Genomic DNA, 16,721 nt, shown 5'->3' with positions numbered 1-16,721 from the left:
CATCGATGCTGCCCCCCACCGCCACACCCAAGGCCAGACCTGCGCTCCCCCGGCCCGATGCCTGAGCGCCCCGGCCTTCTCGCGCTCGCGCCCGCCGTCACCCTCGGCCTCATCGCGCTGCCGGTGCTCGCGGGGCTCGCGGGCACCATCCTGCCCGGCCTCGGCCTCGCCCCGGCGCTTGGCGGCACCCGGCTCGACCTCGCGCCCTGGGCGGCCCTTCTCGCCACCCCCGGCCTCTGGCGCTCGGCAGCCCTGAGCCTCGGCACCGGGCTCGCGGCGACCGTGGTCTCGCTCGCCCTCACCACCCTCATCCTCGCCGCCTGGCACGGCACACGGCCCTTCCGCCTCATCGAGCGCGCGCTCTCCCCGCTCCTTTCGGTGCCCCATGCCGCCGCCGCCTTCGGGCTCGCCTTCCTCATCGCGCCCTCGGGCTGGGCCGTGCGCGCCGTCTCGCCCTGGGCCACCGGCTGGCAGACCCCGCCGGACTGGCTCCTGCCCGGCGACCCGCTCGGCCTCTCGCTCATCGCGGGCCTCGCCGCCAAGGAGGTGCCGTTCCTGCTGCTCATGAGCCTCGCCGCCCTGCCGCAGGCCGACGCCGCCCGCGCCCGGCGCGCCGCCCTCACCCTCGGCTACGGTCCGAGCACCGCCTGGCTCAAGGCGGTCTTTCCCCGCATCTACCCGCAGATCCGCCTGCCGGTCTTCGCCGTCCTCGCCTTTTCGCTCGCCAATGTCGAAACCGCGCTCATCCTCGGCCCGAGCACGCCCGCGACCCTTGCCGTGCGCCTCACGCAATGGATGCGCGACCCGGACCTCGCCCTCTGGCTCAAGGCCGCCGCCGGGGCAACGCTCCAGCTCGGCCTCGTCCTCGCCGCGCTCGCGCTCTGGCGCCTCGCCGAGGCCGCCGCCACCCGGCTCGGCCGTGCCTGGATCACCCGCGGCACCCGGCACCCGCGCGACCGCCTGCCGCGTGCCGCGGGCGCCCTTGCCGCCGCGCTCGCGACCCTGCCGATGCTCGCGGGCCTCGCAAGCCTCGCGGTCTGGTCGGTCGCGGGCCTCTGGAGCTTCCCCGACGCGCTCCCCGCAAGCCTCACGCTCCGCGCCTGGAGCCGCGCCGCCCCCGAGCTCGCCGGCGCCGCCCTCACCACGCTCGGCATCGCCGCCGGGGCCACCGCCCTCAGCCTCGCCCTCGTCCTCGCCTGCCTCGAGAACGCCACCCGCCGCGGCCGCGGCGCCGGCCGCGCCCTGCTCGCGCTCCTCTACCTGCCGCTCGTCGTGCCCCAGGTCGCCTTCCTCTTCGGCCTCCAGATCCTCGGCCTCATGGCCGGGCTCGACGGCGGCCCGCTCGCCGTCACCCTCGCCCACACCGTCTTCGTGCTGCCCTATGTCTATCTCTCGCTCGCCGAGCCCTGGGCCGCGCTCGACCCGCGCCTCGCCGCGGCCGCGGCAACGCTCGGCGCACCGCCCGGCCGGATCTTCCGCCGCGTCCGCCTCCCGATGATGCTCCGGCCCATCCTCACCGCCGCCGCCGTCGGCCTCGCCGTCTCGATCGGCCTCTACCTGCCGACGCTGCTGATCGGCGCGGGCCGGGTCGCAACGCTCACCACCGAAGCCGTCGCGCTGGCCTCGGGCGGCGACCGCCGCCTCATCGGCACCTGGGCGCTGGTGCAGGCGGCCCTGCCCTTCGCGGGCTTCGCCCTCGCCCTCGGCCTCCCCGCCCTCCTCTGGCGCAACCGCCGCGCCATGCGGCCCGCCCGATGAACGCCCCGCCCTCCCGGCATGAGGCAGGCCTCACCTTCGAGGAGGTCCGCATCCTGCGCGCGGGCGTGCCCCTGCTCGAGCTTGATGCGCATATCCCGCCCGGCGAGATCCTCACCGTCATGGGCCCCTCCGGCGCGGGCAAGTCCACCCTGCTTGCCTTCGCCACCGGCACCCTCGATCCAGCCTTCACGGCCCGGGGCCGCCTCTGGCTCGACGGCGCGGAAATCACCCACCGCCCGCCGCAGACCCGGCGGATCGGCATGCTCTTCCAGGACGACGTGCTCTTTCCCCACCTCTCGGTCGCGGGAAACCTCGCCTTCGGCCTCAGCGCCGGGATCCGCGGCCGCGCCGCCCGACGCGCCAGGATCGAGGCGGCACTCTCCGAGGCGGGCCTCGCGGGCTTCGGCCCCCGCGACCCGGCCACCCTCTCGGGCGGCCAGCGGACACGGGTGGCGCTGCTGCGCACCCTGCTCGCCGAACCCCGCGCGCTCGCCCTCGACGAACCCTTCTCGCGGCTCGACGCCAGCCGCCGCGCCCGTACCCGCGACTTCGTCTTCTCCCACGCCCGCGCCCGCGGCCTGCCGATGCTGCTCGTCACCCACGATGCCGAGGACGCCATGGCCGCGGGCGGCCCCACCATCCTGCTCGGGGGCTGACGCGGTTCGCCCGCGCCGCGCGCGGCCCGGCCCCATCGACCTTGATCCACATCCCCGGCCCCGAGGCGGTCCCGCTCCGGACCCGGCCCGCGACATTCTCGCGACAAGCCCGCCAACCCGCTTGCCCGACCCCCGCCGGCGCCGCAAGGATGGGAGCCCCGAACCCCCGGAGCGGTCCCATGCTCAGCCAGACGCTCGGCGGCCTCGGCCTCTTCCTCATGGGCATGTGGCTCATGACCGAGGGGCTGCGCGAAGCCGCCGGACCCGCGCTCAAGCGCATCCTCGCCCGCTGGACCTCCAGCGCCTTCCGCGGCTTCCTGACCGGCTTCGGCCTCACCTCGCTCGTGCAGTCCTCGAGCGCCGTCACCGTCGCCACCATCGGCTTTGCCAATGCGGGCTTCCTCACCCTCTCCCAGGCGGTCTGGGTGATCTACGGCACCAATCTCGGCACCACGATGACCGGCTGGATCGTCTCGGTCTTCGGCTTCCGCCTCGATATCGCCGCCGCCGCGCTCCCCATGGTCGGGCTCGGCATGATCCTCCGCCTCGCCTCGGGCCGGAGCCGCAGGGCGGGGCTCGGCACCGCGCTTGCGGGCTTCGGCGTCCTCTTTCTCGGCATCGAGTTTCTCAAGGCGGGCTTCGAGACCGCCGCGGCCGGGATGACCCTGCCCGCCTTCGCCCCGGGCAGCCTCGCGGGCACCCTCGTCTACGTCGGCATCGGCACCCTGCTCTCGCTCCTCATGCAGTCCTCGAGTGCCGCGATGGTCGTGGCGCTCTCCGCCGTCTCCTCGGGCCTCCTCGATCTCGAGCACGCCGCCGCCCTCATCATCGGCGCCAACATCGGCACGACCGCCACCGCGATGATCGCCGCATGGGGGGCGACCCCGGTCGCGCGCCGCGTCGCCTCGAGCCATGTGGCCTTCAACCTCGTCGCCGCGGGCGCCGCCCTCGCGCTCCTGCCCCACCTGCTCGCTGCCATCACCTGGCTCACCGCCACGCTCGGCTTCACGACCGACCCCGCCATCGCGCTCGCGCTCTTTCACACCGCCTTCAACATCCTCGGCGTGCTGCTGATCTGGCCGCTCACCCCCGCGCTCGTGCGTCTGCTCGAGAACCGGTTCCTGAGCCAGGAGGAGGACGAATCCCGCCTCCGCTACCTCGACCAGACCGTGCTGGCCGTGCCCGCGCTCGGCATCGCGGCCGCCCTCAAGGAAACCCGCCGCCTGCGCGACCTCGCGACGCGGGCGATCGGCGCCTGGCTCGCCGCGCCCGACCGCCCGGACCGGCTGCCCGCCGCCATCGCCGCCGCCCACGGCCTCGCCGGCGGCATCGCCGAGTTCCTCGCCCGTCTCACCACCCAGCCGATCTCGCCGCGGGAAGCCGCGGAGATCCAGGGCCTGATGCGCGCGCTCCAGCACTGCGTCGCCGCCCTCGAGGATGCCGGCACCGCCCGCGGCACGCTTGCCGATGTCGAGACCGTGCCGCCCCAGCGCATCGAGCTTGAACACCGGATCCGCGCCCTGCTCGCCCGCCCCGGCGAGATGACCCCGGAAAACGAGGCAGGGCTTCTCGCCCATCGCGAGGAGATCAAGGACGAGCTCGTCCACCTCGCCGCCCTCCACGCGCTCTCGATCGACAGCCTCGATCACGCGCTCCGCGGCATGAACGCCGAGCTCCGCATGCTGCGCCACCTGCGCAAGGCGCACGAGCATCTCGACAGGGCGCCCGCCCCCGAGGGCCCGGCACCCCCTGAAAACGGCGCGGCGCCGCCACCCCCGGCAGCGACGCCCTGATCCTTCAGGCCCCCGGCATGGCGCCGGAGGCCGCCTGTCGCCTTCGCCCGGTCAGTTGCCGAGGCCGGCCTTGATCTTCTCCTCGACGGTGCTGAGGTTGAACGAGCCCGGCGTCTGGCTCGGCGGATAGTCCTGCATCGTCGTGAGGAACTGCGCGGCCAGCCCCTGGATCGGCACCAGCACGAAGGCCCGGTCGAGCAGCCAGTCGTAATAGGTGTTGGCGTTGTGCTGGGCCTTCTCGAACGGATCGCGGCGGAGGTTGGTGATCAGCGGCACCCGGAGCTCGGTGAAGGGCTCCATCCAGACGCCGAACTTCTCGCCGCGGTTTTCGAGGAACACCACCTTCCAGTCGTCATAGCGGGCCGCGACGATCTGGCCGTCGTCGTTCACGTACCAGAACTCGTGCCGCGGCGATTCGTCGGTCTCGCCGGTCAGGTAGGCGGTGAGGTCATAGCCGTCGATGTAGTTGCGGTATTCCCGGCCGTCCAGCTCGACACCCTCGCGCAGCTGCTGCTTAACGTCCGGGTTGCCGCCGATGGCGGCGAACGTCGGCAGCCAGTCCTCGTGGGAGATGATGCCGTTCAGGGTCTCGCCCGCCGGGAAATGGCCGGGCCAGCGCACAAAGGCCGGCACGCGGTAGGCGCCCTCCCAGTTCGAGTTCTTCTCCGACCGGAACGGCGTGGTGCCGGCGTCGGGCCAAGTGTTGTAATGCGGCCCGTTGTCGGTCGAATACATCACCACCGTGTTGTCGGCGACGCCGAGCTCGTCGATCAGATCGAGGAGCTGGCCGACCTGCATGTCATGCTCGACCATGCCGTCCTGATATTCGTCACCGCCCGGCCCGGAGAGGCCGGTATGCTCCTCGCTCACATGGGTGCGGAAATGCATCCGGGTGGCGTTCCACCAGACGAAGAACGGCTCGCCCGATTCGACGGCGTTGCGGATGAAGGCCTCGGCCGCATCGACCGTCTCCTGATCCACCGTCTCCATCCGCTTCTTGGTCAGCAGGCCGGTGTCCTCGATCCGCTGGGTGCCGTCATCGTTGGCCCAGGTGTGGAGCACGCCCCTCGGCCCGAACTTCTCGAGGAAGGTCTGGCCGTCCGCCAGCACCATGTCGGCGGGATAGTCGCGGTTCTCCGGCTCCTCCTCGGCATTGAGGTGATAGAGATTGCCGAAGAATTCGTCGAAGCCGTGCATCGTCGGCAGATGCTCGTCGCGGTCGCCCTGGTGGTTCTTGCCGAACTGGCCGGTGACGTAGCCCTCGGATTTCAGCACCGTCGCCATGGTGACGTCGGTCGCCTGCCAGCCCTGCTCGGCGCCCGGCAGGCCGACCTTGGTCATGCCGGTCCGCACCGGGACGTTGCCGCCGATGAAGGCCGCGCGCCCCGCGGTGCAGCTCTGCTGGGCGTAGTAATCGGTAAAGGAAAGCCCTTCCTTGGCAATGCGGTCGATGTTGGGCGTCTCGTAGCCCATCATCCCGCGGTTGTTGAAGCTGATGTTCCAGGTGCCGATGTCATCGCCCCAGATCACCAGGATGTTCGGCTTGTCCGCCGCCTGCGCCTCCGCGCTCCCGGCGTCCGCCTCCTGCGCCGCCGCGGCACCCGCCGCCAGCGCCGCGAGGCTCACCGCCAGGGCACAGAAACGCGCCGTCCTCGACCAGTTCATGGTGTCTCCCCCTCCAAGATGTGATGGCTGCCCCCGCTCGCGGCTTGCACCGGTACGTGGACGGCGATCCCATGAGCAGGGTAGTCTCCAGTACATTTCAAGAATGGTGCAGATGAACCAATTCAGACACAAACCGTCGCTGGCAGACCTCGCCCCCCTCGACCGGGTGGGGTGGCTCTCCACCCAGCCGGATACCTTCAAGACCTGGGCCGCGGAAAACGGCCGCTGGCGGCGGTTCGTGGCGGGCGAGACGCTCTATTTCGCGGGCGACGAGCCCAACGGCCTCTTCGGCCTCGGCGCCGGGGCGCTCGATCTCACCTTTCCGCTGCTGGGGGACGAGCCGGTGGCGATCCACCGGGCCGAACCCGGCTTCTGGATCGGCGAGGGCACGCCGCTCGCCGGCGGCCGCCGCCTCGTGAGCCTCTCCGCCGCGGCGGAAAGCCGGGTCTTCCACATTCCCCAGGCCGCCGTGCGCGAGCTGCTCGCCCGCGATCCGGCCTGCTGGCAGATGTTCTACGAACAGAGCTTCAACAACGTCACGACCGCCGTGACCCTGCTGGCCGAAGCCCTGGCGCTCAGCCCGCGGGCGCGGCTTGCCCGCCTGCTCCTGCGGCTCGCGGATGCACAGGGCCGCGTGAACGGCAACCAGGACGATTTCGGCCGGCTGATCGGCATGACCCGCTCGAGCGTGCGCCGCGCGCTCGGCAGCCTCGTCGAGGCCGGCGTGCTCCGCACCGGCTACCGCTGGCTCGAGATCGCCGATGTCGAACGCCTCGAGCAGATCAGCCGGGAAGCCTGACGCCCCCCGGCCTCCGGGCCCGGCGGCGCAAACCGCCGGGCCCGGCCGGATCAGGCCGCCCGCCGACGCCGCCAGCGCGACGCGGCATGGACACAGAGCTCCAGCCCCGCCACCACGAGCAGCGACAGCCCCACCAGCGGGAAGAACACGCCGGCCAGCACCGCGATCACGAGGATGGCCTGCGGGATGCGGAAATCCTCCGGCACGCTCGGTGCCCCGAGCGCGCCCGCCGGGCGCCGCTTCCACCACATCACCGCCGCCGAAACCGCCAGCAGCACCATCGCCGCACAGGCCAGCAGCAGCACGATCTGGTTGGCGAGCCCGAAGGCCTGGCCCATGTGGAGGCTCACGCCCCATTCCGCGGCCCGGCCGAGCGGGCCGAGATCGTCGAGCCCCATGTCGAACAGCACCTTGCCGGTATACTGGTCGAGATGCACCACGCGCTCCTGCGTGACGTCATGGGGATAGACCGACGCCGTGAACACGCCGGTCGGCCCGGAGGGCATGTCGAGCGCATAGCCGGGATGCACCCCGAGCGCGTCCAGGGTCGCGACGACCTGATCGAGCGCCGCCGGCGCGCCGTCCGAGGCCCCCGACACCGGCATCGGCTGGTGCTCCATGATCCAGGGCGTCCGGTCGAGCGCCTCGCCTGCGGGCACCTTGGAGACCGGATAGTTCGACCAGTAGCCATCCGGCATCCCGAGCCCCACCGCATAGCTGAGCTTGTAGAACTGCTTGCCCCAGACCCCGGACCAGGGCAGCCCGGAGAAGGCGAGGAAGAGGATGAAGAGCCCGGTATAGAACCCCGTCACCGCATGCAGGTCGCGCCAGAGCGGCCGCCCCCGCGTCCGCCGCGGCGCAAGCACCCCGACATTGCGCCCGCGCGGCCACCAGAGATAGACGCCGGTCGCAACCAGCAGCACCATCCAGCCCGCCGCGGCCTCGATCAGCCGGTTGCCCAGCCAGCCGACGTATTCGAGGCTGTGAAGCTTGCGCACCAGCCACATCGCCCAGCTGCCGGAGGGGCCGCCGTCCCAGGCGCTGCCGAGCACCGTGCCGTCATAGGGGTTCACATAGACCGAGTCCCTGACCCCGTCCGCGCCCGCGATCTTCACCTGCGCGGACCGGTCCGGCGCCGCCGGTGGGAAATAGGCCTTGAGCTCGCCCGGATGCGCGGCCAGCGCCCGCGCCGTCAGGGCCGAAGGCGGCAGCGGCGCCGTGGCCGCGGGCTCCACGAAGCGCAGCGTGCGCTGGGTGACATCGTTGATCTCGTCCTTGAAGAGGTAGACCCCTCCGGTGACCGCCATCAGGACCAACAGGGGCAGGATGAGCAGTCCGGCATAGAAATGCCAGCGCCACACGGCGCGATAGAGCGCAGAGGCCGGAGCCCTGCGAATGGGAGTTTCTGTCATTTTCATCATTCCGAAGTGCAAGAGGGCCGCCGCCCGGCAATCGGGCGCGGCGTATCATGTCGAGACCGGATCAGGCGCCGGTCGCCGGCGGGCCTCTTGCATGGAAGGCAGCGGCCACGCGCCCGGCCGCTGCCACCGGCGGCAGGGGCGGGCGCGGCTGCACCGTGAAGATCCCGGCCAGCAGCTCGAACACGAACGGCGTGACCGGCAACGGATGGAACTGGAAGAACCACGGGCAATGGTCGGAGACCGGCGCGGCGGGCGTGTCGTCCGGCGGGGCGAGCCCGAGCTCGGAGAGCGGGATGTAGAGGATCTCGCTTCCCGTGCAGAGCGTGACGTAACCCTCGCGCACGGGCAACGCGCCGCCGGGGCCAAACAGCCTCAGCGCCAGCGCGACCACGATGGCAAGCGTGGCGATCCCCCGCAGCCACCGGTCCTTCATGCCCGACAGATCCGTCATCGGGGGAAGCGTTATCACACCCGCGTGAGCGGTGTCTTCCCTTCCTGTGTGCCGCCGCGGCAGACCACCCTCCGCTCCCCGGCCCCCCGCGCGCGGGCGCGGCTGGTTTCGGGGGTGGAACGGCGACGATTCATGATTTGTTAATAACAAAATCCAATGATTTCAAAGCGATTTTCGGATTTTCACGGTGAAACGCCCTGTTTTCACCGCCCCACTCGCCCGCCATCGCCAGCGCCGCGGGGCTCTGATATGCGCGAAGGGAGACCTATCCCCCTCCGAGGATCCTGCCCATGCCCGCCATTCCCGCCCCGGTCGCGACGGTCGGCCTGCTGTTCGCATCCAACCTCTTCATGACCTTCGCCTGGTACGGCCACCTGAAGTTCAAGGCCCTGCCGCTCTGGATCGCGATCCTGGTGAGCTGGGGCATCGCCTTCTTCGAATACGTGCTCCAGGTGCCCGCCAACCGCATCGGCTACGGCTATTTCAACGCCTCCCAGCTCAAGACGATTCAGGAGGTCATCACCCTCTCGATCTTCATCGTCTTCTCGACCCTCTGGCTCGGCGAGCCGATCCGCTGGAACCACGCCCTCGGCTTCGCCGTCATCTGCTGCGGCGCATGGCTGGTCTTCCAGGATTTCGGCTGAGGCCCCCTGCATCCCGAAAGCAGACGCAAGCCGCCGTCCGTGATACTCTGGCGCTGGCGGCAACGCTGCGCCGCCTCAGGGTCGGGAGGGGGAAATGTCCGGAACCGACAAGCTCTTCGCCGGGTCGATACCCGACATCTACGACGATTGCCTCGTCCCTCTCATCTTCGAGACATATGCCGAGGATCTCGCCGCGCGGGTGGCCTCCGCCGCACCGCAGGCGGTCCTCGAGATCGCCGCGGGCACCGGCGTCGTCTCTCGGGCGCTCGCCCCCCGGCTGGTCCCCGGCGCGCGCTATGTCGTGACCGATCTCAACCAGCCGATGCTCGACCGCGCGGCCCGGCGCCAGCCGCCCGACCCGCGGATCACCTGGCAACAGGCCGATGCCATGGCCCTGCCGTTCGCGGATGGCAGCTTCGATGCGGTCTGCTGCCAGTTCGGCGTGATGTTCCTCCCCGACAAGGTGCAGGGCTTCCGCGAGGTGCGGCGCGTCCTGCGGCCCGGCGGGCTGTTCTTCCTCAGCGTCTGGGACCGGATCGAGGAAAACATCTTCGCGCGCCGCGTCACCGAAACCGTCGCCGGCCTCTTTCCCGAGAATCCGCCGCTCTTTCTCGCCCGCCTGCCCCATGGCTACCACGATGTCGCGGTGCTGCGCGGCGATCTGGAAAGCGCGGGGTTCGGCCCTGTCGCGATCGAGACCGTCACGCGGCAGAGCCGCGCCGAAACGCCCCGCCTTCCCGCTGTGGCCTATTGCCAGGGCACGCCGCTCCGGGCCGAGCTGGAAGCCCGCGCGCCGCAGGATCTCGAAGCGATCACCGCCCGGTGTGCCGAGGATCTCGAAGCGGAGTTCGGGCCCGGCCCGGTTTCGGGAAAGATCCAGGGCCACGTCGCCATGGCCTCGCGATAGCCCCGCCCGGTCTCACCCGCCCGCAGGCGCCCGCCGATAGCGGAAGGTGCAGCAGGGGGCGCCCGACATGATGGTCTGATCGCGTTCGAGCTTCATCTCCGGGTCATAGCCCTCCACGAAGGCCCCGTCCCGGCCGCAGGAGAGCAGGTGCCCGATCCCGCCCAGCCCCATCTCGCGATACATTTCGGCATAGCGGCAGCGGGTGACATCGAAATCGAAGCGCTCCGGGCTCTGTCCGAGCAGCTCGATCTCCAGCGCCCCGCCCCGGGTCCAGAGCTCGAAAAGCTCGGCGAAGGCCGCCACCGGATCATCCTCGGCCGCTTCGGCGGCGGCGGCGCGATAGCGCGCGCCCTCCGCGATGGCCGCCTTGCGGATCGCGCTGCCCAGGATCGCCTCGGCCCGTTCCCGGCCGATCTCCTGCACCATTTCCTCGAAGATCGGCCCGATCACCTCCGCCTGCGCCCGACGCCGGGCGAGGATCGGAGATGATCCGTCGCCGGTCACGCCTCGCGATCCCAGGTCGGATGGAACTTTCCGGCCGGGGAGAGGGTGAAGATCTCGCACCCGGTCTCGGTCACGCCCACCGAATGCTCGAACTGCGCCGAAAGCGACTTGTCCTTGGTGACGGCCGTCCAGTCGTCGTCGAGCACCTTGGTCTCGGGCCGGCCGAGATTGATCATCGGCTCGATGGTGAAGAACATGCCCGGCTCCAGCACCGGGCCCGAGCCCCAGCGACCGTAATGCAGCACGTTGGGCGCGGCATGGAAGACCCGGCCCAACCCATGGCCGCAGAAATCGCGCACCACGGAGCAGCGGTGCGCCTCGGCGAAGCGCTGGATTGCCGCGCCGATGTCGCCGAAGGTGTTGCCGGGACGGACCTGCTCGATGCCCTTGAAGAGGCAGTCATGGGTGATGTCGATCAGCCGCTCGGCTTTCCGTGCGGGGGCCCCGGCCACATACATCCGGCTCGTGTCGCCGTACCACCCATCGACGATGACGGTGACGTCGATGTTGAGGATATCCCCGGGCTTCAGCCGCTTCTGCGACGGGATGCCGTGGCAGACCACATGGTTGATCGAGATGCAGGAGGCGTGCTGGTAGCCCTTGTAGCCCACCGTCGCCGAGATCGCGCCCGCCTCGCGGATCATGTCGTGGATCGCCGTGTCGAGCTCGAGCGTGGACACCCCCGGCACCACCAGCGGCGCGACGCGGTCGAGAATGTCGGCCGCAAGCCGGCCGGCCGCGTGCATGCCGGCGAAGTCTTCAGGCGAATAGATCCGGATGCCGTCCCTGTTGAGGCGGCCGGGCAGGAAACCATCCAAGGCAGGCTCTCCCGATGTCATGACATCCCGGATTTAGCCCCTCGCGCCCCGGTTTGCAAACCCCCGCAGGCAGACGGCCGCCTCGCGCAGTCGCGATTTGACCCATCCCGCCCCGCCGTGTTCGCCTGCCGCACCCGAAGCCGCACGCGGAGAACCCCGCCCGATGAGACCCGCCGCCCGCCTCGCACTGGCTCTTGCCGCCTGCCTTGCCGCCGCGCCCGCGCTGGCCTGCGGCCCCCGGACCGACTGCGATCTGACCACCGCAGACGGCACGGCGCGCAGCTACCGGGTCGCCCTTCCCGGCCCGCGCGCCGACGGCGCGCCCCCTGGTGCCGTCATCTTCTTCCATGGCCATGGCGGCTCGGCGGAGGGGGCAATGCGGAACGAGGGGCTCGTCGCGGTCGCGGGCGACCTCGGGCTCGCACTCGTCGCAGCGGAAGCGGAGGGCCAGGAATGGTCCGCCCCCAACGCCCCCGGTGCCGGCTCGGCGCAAGGCCGGGGCGACGAACTTGGCTATCTCGATGCGCTGAAGGCCGATCTGGCCGCACGCTTCGGCATCGACCCCGCCCGGACCCTGGTGGCGGGCTTTTCTTCCGGCGCCATGCTCGTCTGGACGCTCGCCTGCGAGCGCGGCGCCGACTTCGCCGGGTTCGTGCCGATGTCCGGCACGTTCTGGGCGCCGGTGCCGCAGAGCTGCCCGGAAATTCCCGCGAACCTCATGCATTTCCAGGGCACGGAGGATACCACCGTGCCGATGGAGGGCCGCCCGATCGAAGAGGCGCATCAGGGCAATCTCGATCAGGCATTCACCCTTGCCGAAAGCCTCAGCGATTTCGGCCCGCCGGAAACCACACAGGAGGGCGATCTCACCTGCACCCGGCGCACCGACAGCGCGGGGCGCATCCTCGATCTCTGCCTCTTCCCCGGCGGCCACAGCTTCCGGCCGGACTTCATCGCCCGGGCCGCAGCGGACTTCCTGCCACCGCCCTGAACCGGCAACCGCTTGCCGCGCTTGCACGAACGCTGCTTTCGCGGCAGGAACATCTGATGGTTGTGCGTCGCGCCAAGACCCTCGCGAGGCGCCTCTGGCGCTGGCTCCGGAAGTTCCTCCTCGTCGCCCTGGCGCTCGCGGTCGGCCTTGTGCTGGTCTATCGCTGGGTCAACCCGCCGATCACCCTGCTCATGTTCACCGAATGGCTCCGGCTCGGGCATATCGAACGCGACTGGGTCCCGCTCGAGGACATGTCGGACTATGTGCCCCTCTCGGCGGCGGCGGCGGAGGACGCGAATTTCTGCAATCACTGGGGCTTCGACTTCGACGGCATCCGGGCCGCGCTGGCCGACGAGAACCGGCTGCGCGGCGGCTCGACGATCAGCCAGCAGGTGGCGAAGAACGTCTTCCTCTGGCCTGGTCGGACCTGGACCCGCAAGGGGCTCGAGGCGGGTTTCACCATCCTCATCGAGACGCTCTGGCCCAAGCGGCGGATCATGGAGGTCTATCTCAACGTCGCCGAGTTCGACGCGGGCGTCTTCGGGGTGCAGGCCGCGGCGCAGCACTACTGGGGCCTCGATGCGGGCGAGCTCGGCCCGCTCCGCGCCGGGCGGCTGATGGCCGTCCTGCCCGCGCCGCGCTCCCGCTCGCCGGTTTCGGGGGATGCCCGGATCAACGCCCGCGGCAAGGCGATCGAGCGAGGCGCGGCCACGATCCGGGCCGATGGCCGCGCAGCGTGCTTTTCCTGACCCTTGCGGCCTCTCGGCGGGTTGAATTGCGCGCGCCGGGGCCGGATAAGAAGAAGCCTCGCGCCCGACACGCCCCGAACCCAGACAAAGGCCCGCCATGCGCCGACTCTATCACCAGACCCTCTCCCCCTTCTGCCGCAAGATCCGCCTCGTGCTCGCGGAGAAGAAGATCGAGGTCGAACTCGTCGCGGAGAAGCCCTGGGAACGCCGGATCGACTTCCTGCGCATGAACCCGGCCTGCCAGGTGCCGGTGCTGAAGATCGACGATCTCGTGCTCTGCGATTCGGGCGCGATCTTCGAGTATCTCGAGGAGACCTTCCCGGAGCCCTCCCTCCTGCCCGAAACGCCGGAAGGCCGCGCCGAGGCGCGCCGGCTCGCGGCCTGGTTCGACGACAAGTTCCACCGCGAGGTCACCGCGAACCTGCTTTACGAGCGAGTGAACAAGAAGCTAGCCCGCACCGGATATCCCGAGAGCGAGAAGATCAAGGCCGGGCGGCAGAACATCCACTACCACCTCGACTATATCGGCTGGCTGATGGAGCACCGGCGCTGGCTGGCGGGCGACACGCTCTCGATCGCGGATTTCGCCGCCGCCGCACACCTCTCCTGCCTCGATTACGTGAACGACATCGACTGGAGCCGCAATGCCGGGCTCCACGAATGGTATGCCAAGATCAAGTCGCGGCCTGCCTTCCGCTCGATCCTCGCCGATCTCGTGCCGGGCTTCACGCCGCCGCAGCATTATGCGGATCTCGATTTCTGATCCTTCCGGCGCGACCGGCGGGCCACCCGTCGCGCCGCGACCGGCCGCAGGCCCGGCCCATGTCCGCTGAGCTTGCCGGGCGCATCCGCGAGCGGGCCCTGGCCGAGGGTTTTGCCGAGATGGGGATCTGCGCGCCCGACGCCATTCCCGAGGCCGCCGGGCGGCTCGAGGGCTTCGTGGCGGCGGGCTACCATGGCGAGATGCGCTGGCTGGAGGAGCGCATGGCCTGGCGCGGCAACCCGGCCGCACTCTGGCCGGCGGCGCGTTCGGTCATCATGCTCGCCGAACCCTACACGCCCGAGGACGATCCGCTCGCCGTGCTCGGCATGCCGGACCGGGGCGCGATCAGCGTCTATGCCCGCGGCCGCGATTACCACGACCTCGTCAAGAAGCGGCTGAAGCGGCTCGGGCGCTGGCTGGTGGCCGAGACCGGCGCCGAGATCAAGGTTTTCGTCGATACCGCCCCGGTGATGGAAAAGCCGCTCGGGCAGGCGGCGGGGCTCGGCTGGCAGGGGAAACACACCAACCTGCTGGGGCGAAACCTGGGCAACTGGTTCTTCCTCGGCGCGATCTTCACGACGCTGGATCTTCCCCGGGACGCGCCCGAGCGGGAGCATTGCGGCTCCTGCCGCGCCTGTCTCGACATCTGTCCGACCGGGGCCTTTCCCGCGCCCTTCCGCCTCGATGCCCGGCGCTGTATTTCCTATCTCACCATCGAGCACGCCGGGCCGGTAGACGAGGCGCTGCGGCCGGCGCTCGGAAACCGGATCTACGGCTGCGACGACTGCCTTGCCGTCTGCCCCTGGAACAAGTTCGCCCAAGCCGCGCGCGACACCGGCTATGCGGGCCGGGCGGAGCAGATGCGCCCGCGCCTCGCGGAACTCGCCGCGCTCGACGATGCAGGCTTCCGCGAGGTCTTCAGCGGCTCGCCGATCAAGCGGATCGGCCGCAACCGCTTCGTACGCAACGTCCTCTACGCCATCGGCAATTCCGGCGAGCCGAGGCTGGCGGCCGCGGCCGCGCGCCTCACGGGCGATGCGGACCCCGTGGTCGCGGACGCAGCTCGCTGGGCTCTGGCGCGTCTTCGACCAGACGCTGGAGATTGCGCTGCGCCATCGGGGCCAGCGGATCCTCGGGGTGGACGAGAATGAGGGTCTGCCACGCCTCCGAGGCGCCCGCGACGTCGCCGCGCTCGGCCGCCGCCGCCCCGGCCTCGAAGAGCCCGGCCGGCAGATCGGGGGAGAGCGACAGCGCGGTCTCGGCGCTTTCCGCCGCCGCCACAAGCTGTTTGTCACGGCGGAGCGCCGCGGCCCGGAGCGCGAAGGCGCCCGCGTTCTGCGGCTCCGCCGCGACCAGCGCGTCGAGCGCGCGGAGCGCCGCGGGCCAGTCGCCCTCGCCCGCCGCTGCCCGCGCAGAGAGTTCGAGCCGCGCCGGCGCGGCCGGCGTCAGTGCATCGGCCCGTGCCAGTGTCTGGCGGGCAAGCCCCGGTTGCTGCTCGAGAAGCCAGAGGCGGCCCGCATCCTCGAAAAGCGCGGCACGAAGCTCGACCGGCATGGCGCGTGAAGTGTTTTCCGCGAGCCCGGTCAGAAGCTGCGCCGCGGTGGCGGTGGCGCCGAGTGCTTCGAGCGCCGCCGCTTCGCAGACCCGCGCCTCGACCCCGCCGTCCGAGCGGCTCCATTGGGCCGCATCCTCGCGCGCCGTTCGCGGATCGGCGGCGATCGCCGCCTCACACTCTTCCGAGGACCGGATTTCCGCCCGGGCCGGCGCCGCCGCCAGCAGGGCCAGCAGCGCAAGACCGATCGCCCTACGCCTCATGGCCGGGCTCCGCGCGCCGGGGCAGTCAACAGGAAGCCAAACCGGAGAGGTACCATCATGGTGCAGCCCAAACTCCCGACACTCGTGACACTGGGTCATGGCTACTCGGCAGCCGCGCTCGCCGCAAGCCTCGGGACGGGCTGGCGCCGGATCGGGACGGTGCGTTCACCGGAGCGGGCGGACGAGCTGCGGCGCGCGGGTGTCCTGCCCGTCGACTGGGCCGACGCCGCCGCGGTCGAGGCTGCGATCGGGGAGGCGAGCCATATCCTCGTCTCGATCCCGCCCGATGCCGAGGGAGACCCGGCTCTCGCGCGGTTTGGAGCAAGCCTCGCGGCAGCCAGGCCGCTCTGGGTGGGCTATCTCTCGACGACGGGCGTCTATGGCGACCGTCAGGGCGACTGGGTGAGCGAGGCCTCGACGCTGCGGCCGGTCAATGCCCGCAGCGAGCGGCGCGTCGCGGCGGAGGCGGCCTGGCGCGCAACCGGCTTGCCGCTCCACATCTTCCGGCTCGCGGGCATCTACGGGCCGGGCCGGAGCGCGCTCGACAGGCTGCGCGAAGGCCGGGCCCAGCGGATCGTCAAGGACGGCCAGATCTTCAGCCGGATCCACCGCGACGACATTGCCCGCGTGCTCTGCGCCTCGATCGAGCGGCCCCGCCCAGGGGCCGCCTACAACGTTGCCGACGATCTGCCAGCGCCGCCACAGGACGTGATCGCCTATGCCGCCGAGCTTCTCGGCCTGCCCTGCCCCCCCGCGATCGCCTTCGAGGATGCAGGCCTCTCGCCGATGGCCCGCTCGTTCTATGCCGAGAGCAAGAAGGTCTCGAACCGCCTCATTCGCGAGGAGCTCGCCGTCGATCTCGCCTATCCCGACTACAAGGCCGGTCTCCGGGCGATTCGGGACGCCGGCGGTTGAGGGCAAGATGCAACAGCGGCGGGAAATCGACCGGAGCCTTTCCTCCGGGCTGGCATTCGGAATGCGTTTCGG

General features: G+C 70.8%; 16 protein-coding genes. 11 read left to right on the top strand and 5 right to left on the bottom strand.

The genetic code is table 11. From position 1 onward, the window contains the following. The first annotated feature begins 57 nt into the window (after positions 1–57). From ACF66B_RS13115 to ACF66B_RS13105, 3 genes are all read left to right on the top strand, one after another. Positions 58–1,758 carry an ABC transporter permease subunit gene (locus ACF66B_RS13115; RefSeq protein ID WP_111429249.1) on the top strand — a complete coding sequence of 567 codons (1,701 nt, stop codon included), beginning with the start codon at positions 58–60 and terminating at the stop codon, positions 1,756–1,758. Then, positions 1,755–2,414: an ATP-binding cassette domain-containing protein gene (locus ACF66B_RS13110; RefSeq protein ID WP_111429250.1), complete on the top strand. Its 660-nt coding sequence runs from the start codon at positions 1,755–1,757 to the stop codon at positions 2,412–2,414. The genes ACF66B_RS13115 and ACF66B_RS13110 overlap by 4 nt, the downstream gene beginning before the upstream one ends. Before the next feature lie 179 nt (positions 2,415–2,593). Then, positions 2,594–4,207, top strand: a complete 1,614-nt coding sequence (locus ACF66B_RS13105; RefSeq protein ID WP_162683206.1) for a Na/Pi symporter — start codon at positions 2,594–2,596, stop codon at positions 4,205–4,207. Positions 4,208–4,258: 51 nt separating this feature from the next. On the opposite strand, the gene ACF66B_RS13100 is transcribed toward ACF66B_RS13105, so the two are convergent. Then, complete coding sequence (locus ACF66B_RS13100) at positions 4,259–5,872, bottom strand: arylsulfatase (protein WP_111429252.1); 1,614 nt, start codon at positions 5,870–5,872, stop codon at positions 4,259–4,261. Positions 5,873–5,984: 112 nt separating this feature from the next. Between ACF66B_RS13100 and ACF66B_RS13095 the strand changes: the two genes are divergently transcribed. After that, positions 5,985–6,671, top strand: a complete 687-nt coding sequence (locus ACF66B_RS13095; RefSeq protein WP_111429522.1) for a Crp/Fnr family transcriptional regulator — start codon at positions 5,985–5,987, stop codon at positions 6,669–6,671. 50 nt (positions 6,672–6,721) lie between these two features. Here the strand turns inward: ACF66B_RS13095 and ACF66B_RS13090 are convergent, their stop codons facing one another. Continuing rightward, entirely contained in the window at positions 6,722–8,083 is a 1,362-nt protein-coding gene (locus tag ACF66B_RS13090) for a PepSY domain-containing protein (RefSeq protein WP_111429253.1), read from the bottom strand. A 70-nt stretch (positions 8,084–8,153) separates the two neighbouring features. Beyond that, complete coding sequence (locus tag ACF66B_RS13085; RefSeq protein ID WP_162683207.1) at positions 8,154–8,525, bottom strand: hypothetical protein; 372 nt, start codon at positions 8,523–8,525, stop codon at positions 8,154–8,156. Between the two features lie 308 nt (positions 8,526–8,833). Here ACF66B_RS13085 and ACF66B_RS13080 point away from each other — a divergent pair, with 308 nt between their 5' ends. Then, positions 8,834–9,187 carry a DMT family protein gene (locus ACF66B_RS13080; RefSeq protein ID WP_111429255.1) on the top strand — a complete coding sequence of 118 codons (354 nt, stop codon included), beginning with the start codon at positions 8,834–8,836 and terminating at the stop codon, positions 9,185–9,187. Positions 9,188–9,281: 94 nt separating this feature from the next. Then, positions 9,282–10,094: a class I SAM-dependent methyltransferase gene (locus ACF66B_RS13075; RefSeq protein WP_111429256.1), complete on the top strand. Its 813-nt coding sequence runs from the start codon at positions 9,282–9,284 to the stop codon at positions 10,092–10,094. 12 nt (positions 10,095–10,106) lie between these two features. Here ACF66B_RS13075 and ACF66B_RS13070 read toward each other — a convergent pair whose 3' ends face one another. Together ACF66B_RS13070 and map are read right to left on the bottom strand one after the other, a co-directional pair. Then, on the bottom strand, positions 10,107–10,598 hold the full coding sequence (locus ACF66B_RS13070) for an L-2-amino-thiazoline-4-carboxylic acid hydrolase (protein ID WP_392662863.1): 492 nt from the start codon (positions 10,596–10,598) through the stop codon (positions 10,107–10,109). Next, positions 10,595–11,416 (bottom strand): type I methionyl aminopeptidase, encoded by an 822-nt coding sequence (gene map, locus ACF66B_RS13065; RefSeq protein WP_392662860.1) that lies wholly within the window; start codon positions 11,414–11,416, stop codon positions 10,595–10,597. The genes ACF66B_RS13070 and map overlap by 4 nt, the downstream gene beginning before the upstream one ends. A gap of 163 nt (positions 11,417–11,579) precedes the next feature. On the opposite strand from map, the gene ACF66B_RS13060 reads away from it, so the two are divergent. The 5 genes from ACF66B_RS13060 (at position 11,580) to ACF66B_RS13040 (ending at position 16,649) form a co-directional block, all read left to right on the top strand. Further along, positions 11,580–12,407, top strand: coding sequence for a PHB depolymerase family esterase (locus ACF66B_RS13060; RefSeq protein WP_111429258.1), 828 nt, complete (start codon positions 11,580–11,582; stop codon positions 12,405–12,407). Between the two features lie 56 nt (positions 12,408–12,463). After that, positions 12,464–13,156, top strand: a complete 693-nt coding sequence (mtgA, locus tag ACF66B_RS13055) for a monofunctional biosynthetic peptidoglycan transglycosylase (RefSeq protein ID WP_111429259.1) — start codon at positions 12,464–12,466, stop codon at positions 13,154–13,156. A gap of 97 nt (positions 13,157–13,253) precedes the next feature. Beyond that, positions 13,254–13,919: a glutathione S-transferase family protein gene (locus ACF66B_RS13050; protein WP_111429260.1), complete on the top strand. Its 666-nt coding sequence runs from the start codon at positions 13,254–13,256 to the stop codon at positions 13,917–13,919. 59 nt (positions 13,920–13,978) lie between these two features. After that, a complete protein-coding gene (queG, locus tag ACF66B_RS13045) occupies positions 13,979–15,070 on the top strand; it encodes a tRNA epoxyqueuosine(34) reductase QueG (RefSeq protein ID WP_111429261.1) in 1,092 nt (363 codons plus the stop codon). A 721-nt stretch (positions 15,071–15,791) separates the two neighbouring features. After that, positions 15,792–16,649, top strand: coding sequence for an SDR family oxidoreductase (locus ACF66B_RS13040; protein WP_111429263.1), 858 nt, complete (start codon positions 15,792–15,794; stop codon positions 16,647–16,649). Positions 16,650–16,721 lie beyond the last annotated feature (72 nt).

The sequence above is a fragment of the Amaricoccus sp. B4 genome (assembly GCF_043226085.1).
GTDB lineage: Bacteria > Pseudomonadota > Alphaproteobacteria > Rhodobacterales > Rhodobacteraceae > Amaricoccus.
Note: the sequence above shows the minus strand (reverse complement) of the source record. Positions and strands in the feature narration are given on the sequence as shown.

What these genes read in the sequence shown, in the direction of transcription:
- ACF66B_RS13115 (WP_111429249.1), top strand. Translation starts at nt 58, where the DNA reads ATGCCTGAGCGCCCCGGCCTTCTCGCGCTCGCGCCCGCCGTCACCCTC.
- ACF66B_RS13110 (WP_111429250.1), top strand. Translation starts at nt 1,755, where the DNA reads ATGAACGCCCCGCCCTCCCGGCATGAGGCAGGCCTCACCTTCGAGGAG.
- ACF66B_RS13105 (WP_162683206.1), top strand. Translation starts at nt 2,594, where the DNA reads ATGCTCAGCCAGACGCTCGGCGGCCTCGGCCTCTTCCTCATGGGCATG.
- ACF66B_RS13100 (WP_111429252.1), bottom strand. Translation starts at nt 5,872, where the DNA reads ATGAACTGGTCGAGGACGGCGCGTTTCTGTGCCCTGGCGGTGAGCCTC.
- ACF66B_RS13095 (WP_111429522.1), top strand. Translation starts at nt 5,985, where the DNA reads ATGAACCAATTCAGACACAAACCGTCGCTGGCAGACCTCGCCCCCCTC.
- ACF66B_RS13090 (WP_111429253.1), bottom strand. Translation starts at nt 8,083, where the DNA reads ATGACAGAAACTCCCATTCGCAGGGCTCCGGCCTCTGCGCTCTATCGC.
- ACF66B_RS13085 (WP_162683207.1), bottom strand. Translation starts at nt 8,525, where the DNA reads ATGAAGGACCGGTGGCTGCGGGGGATCGCCACGCTTGCCATCGTGGTC.
- ACF66B_RS13080 (WP_111429255.1), top strand. Translation starts at nt 8,834, where the DNA reads ATGCCCGCCATTCCCGCCCCGGTCGCGACGGTCGGCCTGCTGTTCGCA.
- ACF66B_RS13075 (WP_111429256.1), top strand. Translation starts at nt 9,282, where the DNA reads ATGTCCGGAACCGACAAGCTCTTCGCCGGGTCGATACCCGACATCTAC.
- ACF66B_RS13060 (WP_111429258.1), top strand. Translation starts at nt 11,580, where the DNA reads ATGAGACCCGCCGCCCGCCTCGCACTGGCTCTTGCCGCCTGCCTTGCC.
- mtgA (WP_111429259.1), top strand. Translation starts at nt 12,464, where the DNA reads ATGGTTGTGCGTCGCGCCAAGACCCTCGCGAGGCGCCTCTGGCGCTGG.
- ACF66B_RS13050 (WP_111429260.1), top strand. Translation starts at nt 13,254, where the DNA reads ATGCGCCGACTCTATCACCAGACCCTCTCCCCCTTCTGCCGCAAGATC.
- queG (WP_111429261.1), top strand. Translation starts at nt 13,979, where the DNA reads ATGTCCGCTGAGCTTGCCGGGCGCATCCGCGAGCGGGCCCTGGCCGAG.
- ACF66B_RS13040 (WP_111429263.1), top strand. Translation starts at nt 15,792, where the DNA reads ATGGTGCAGCCCAAACTCCCGACACTCGTGACACTGGGTCATGGCTAC.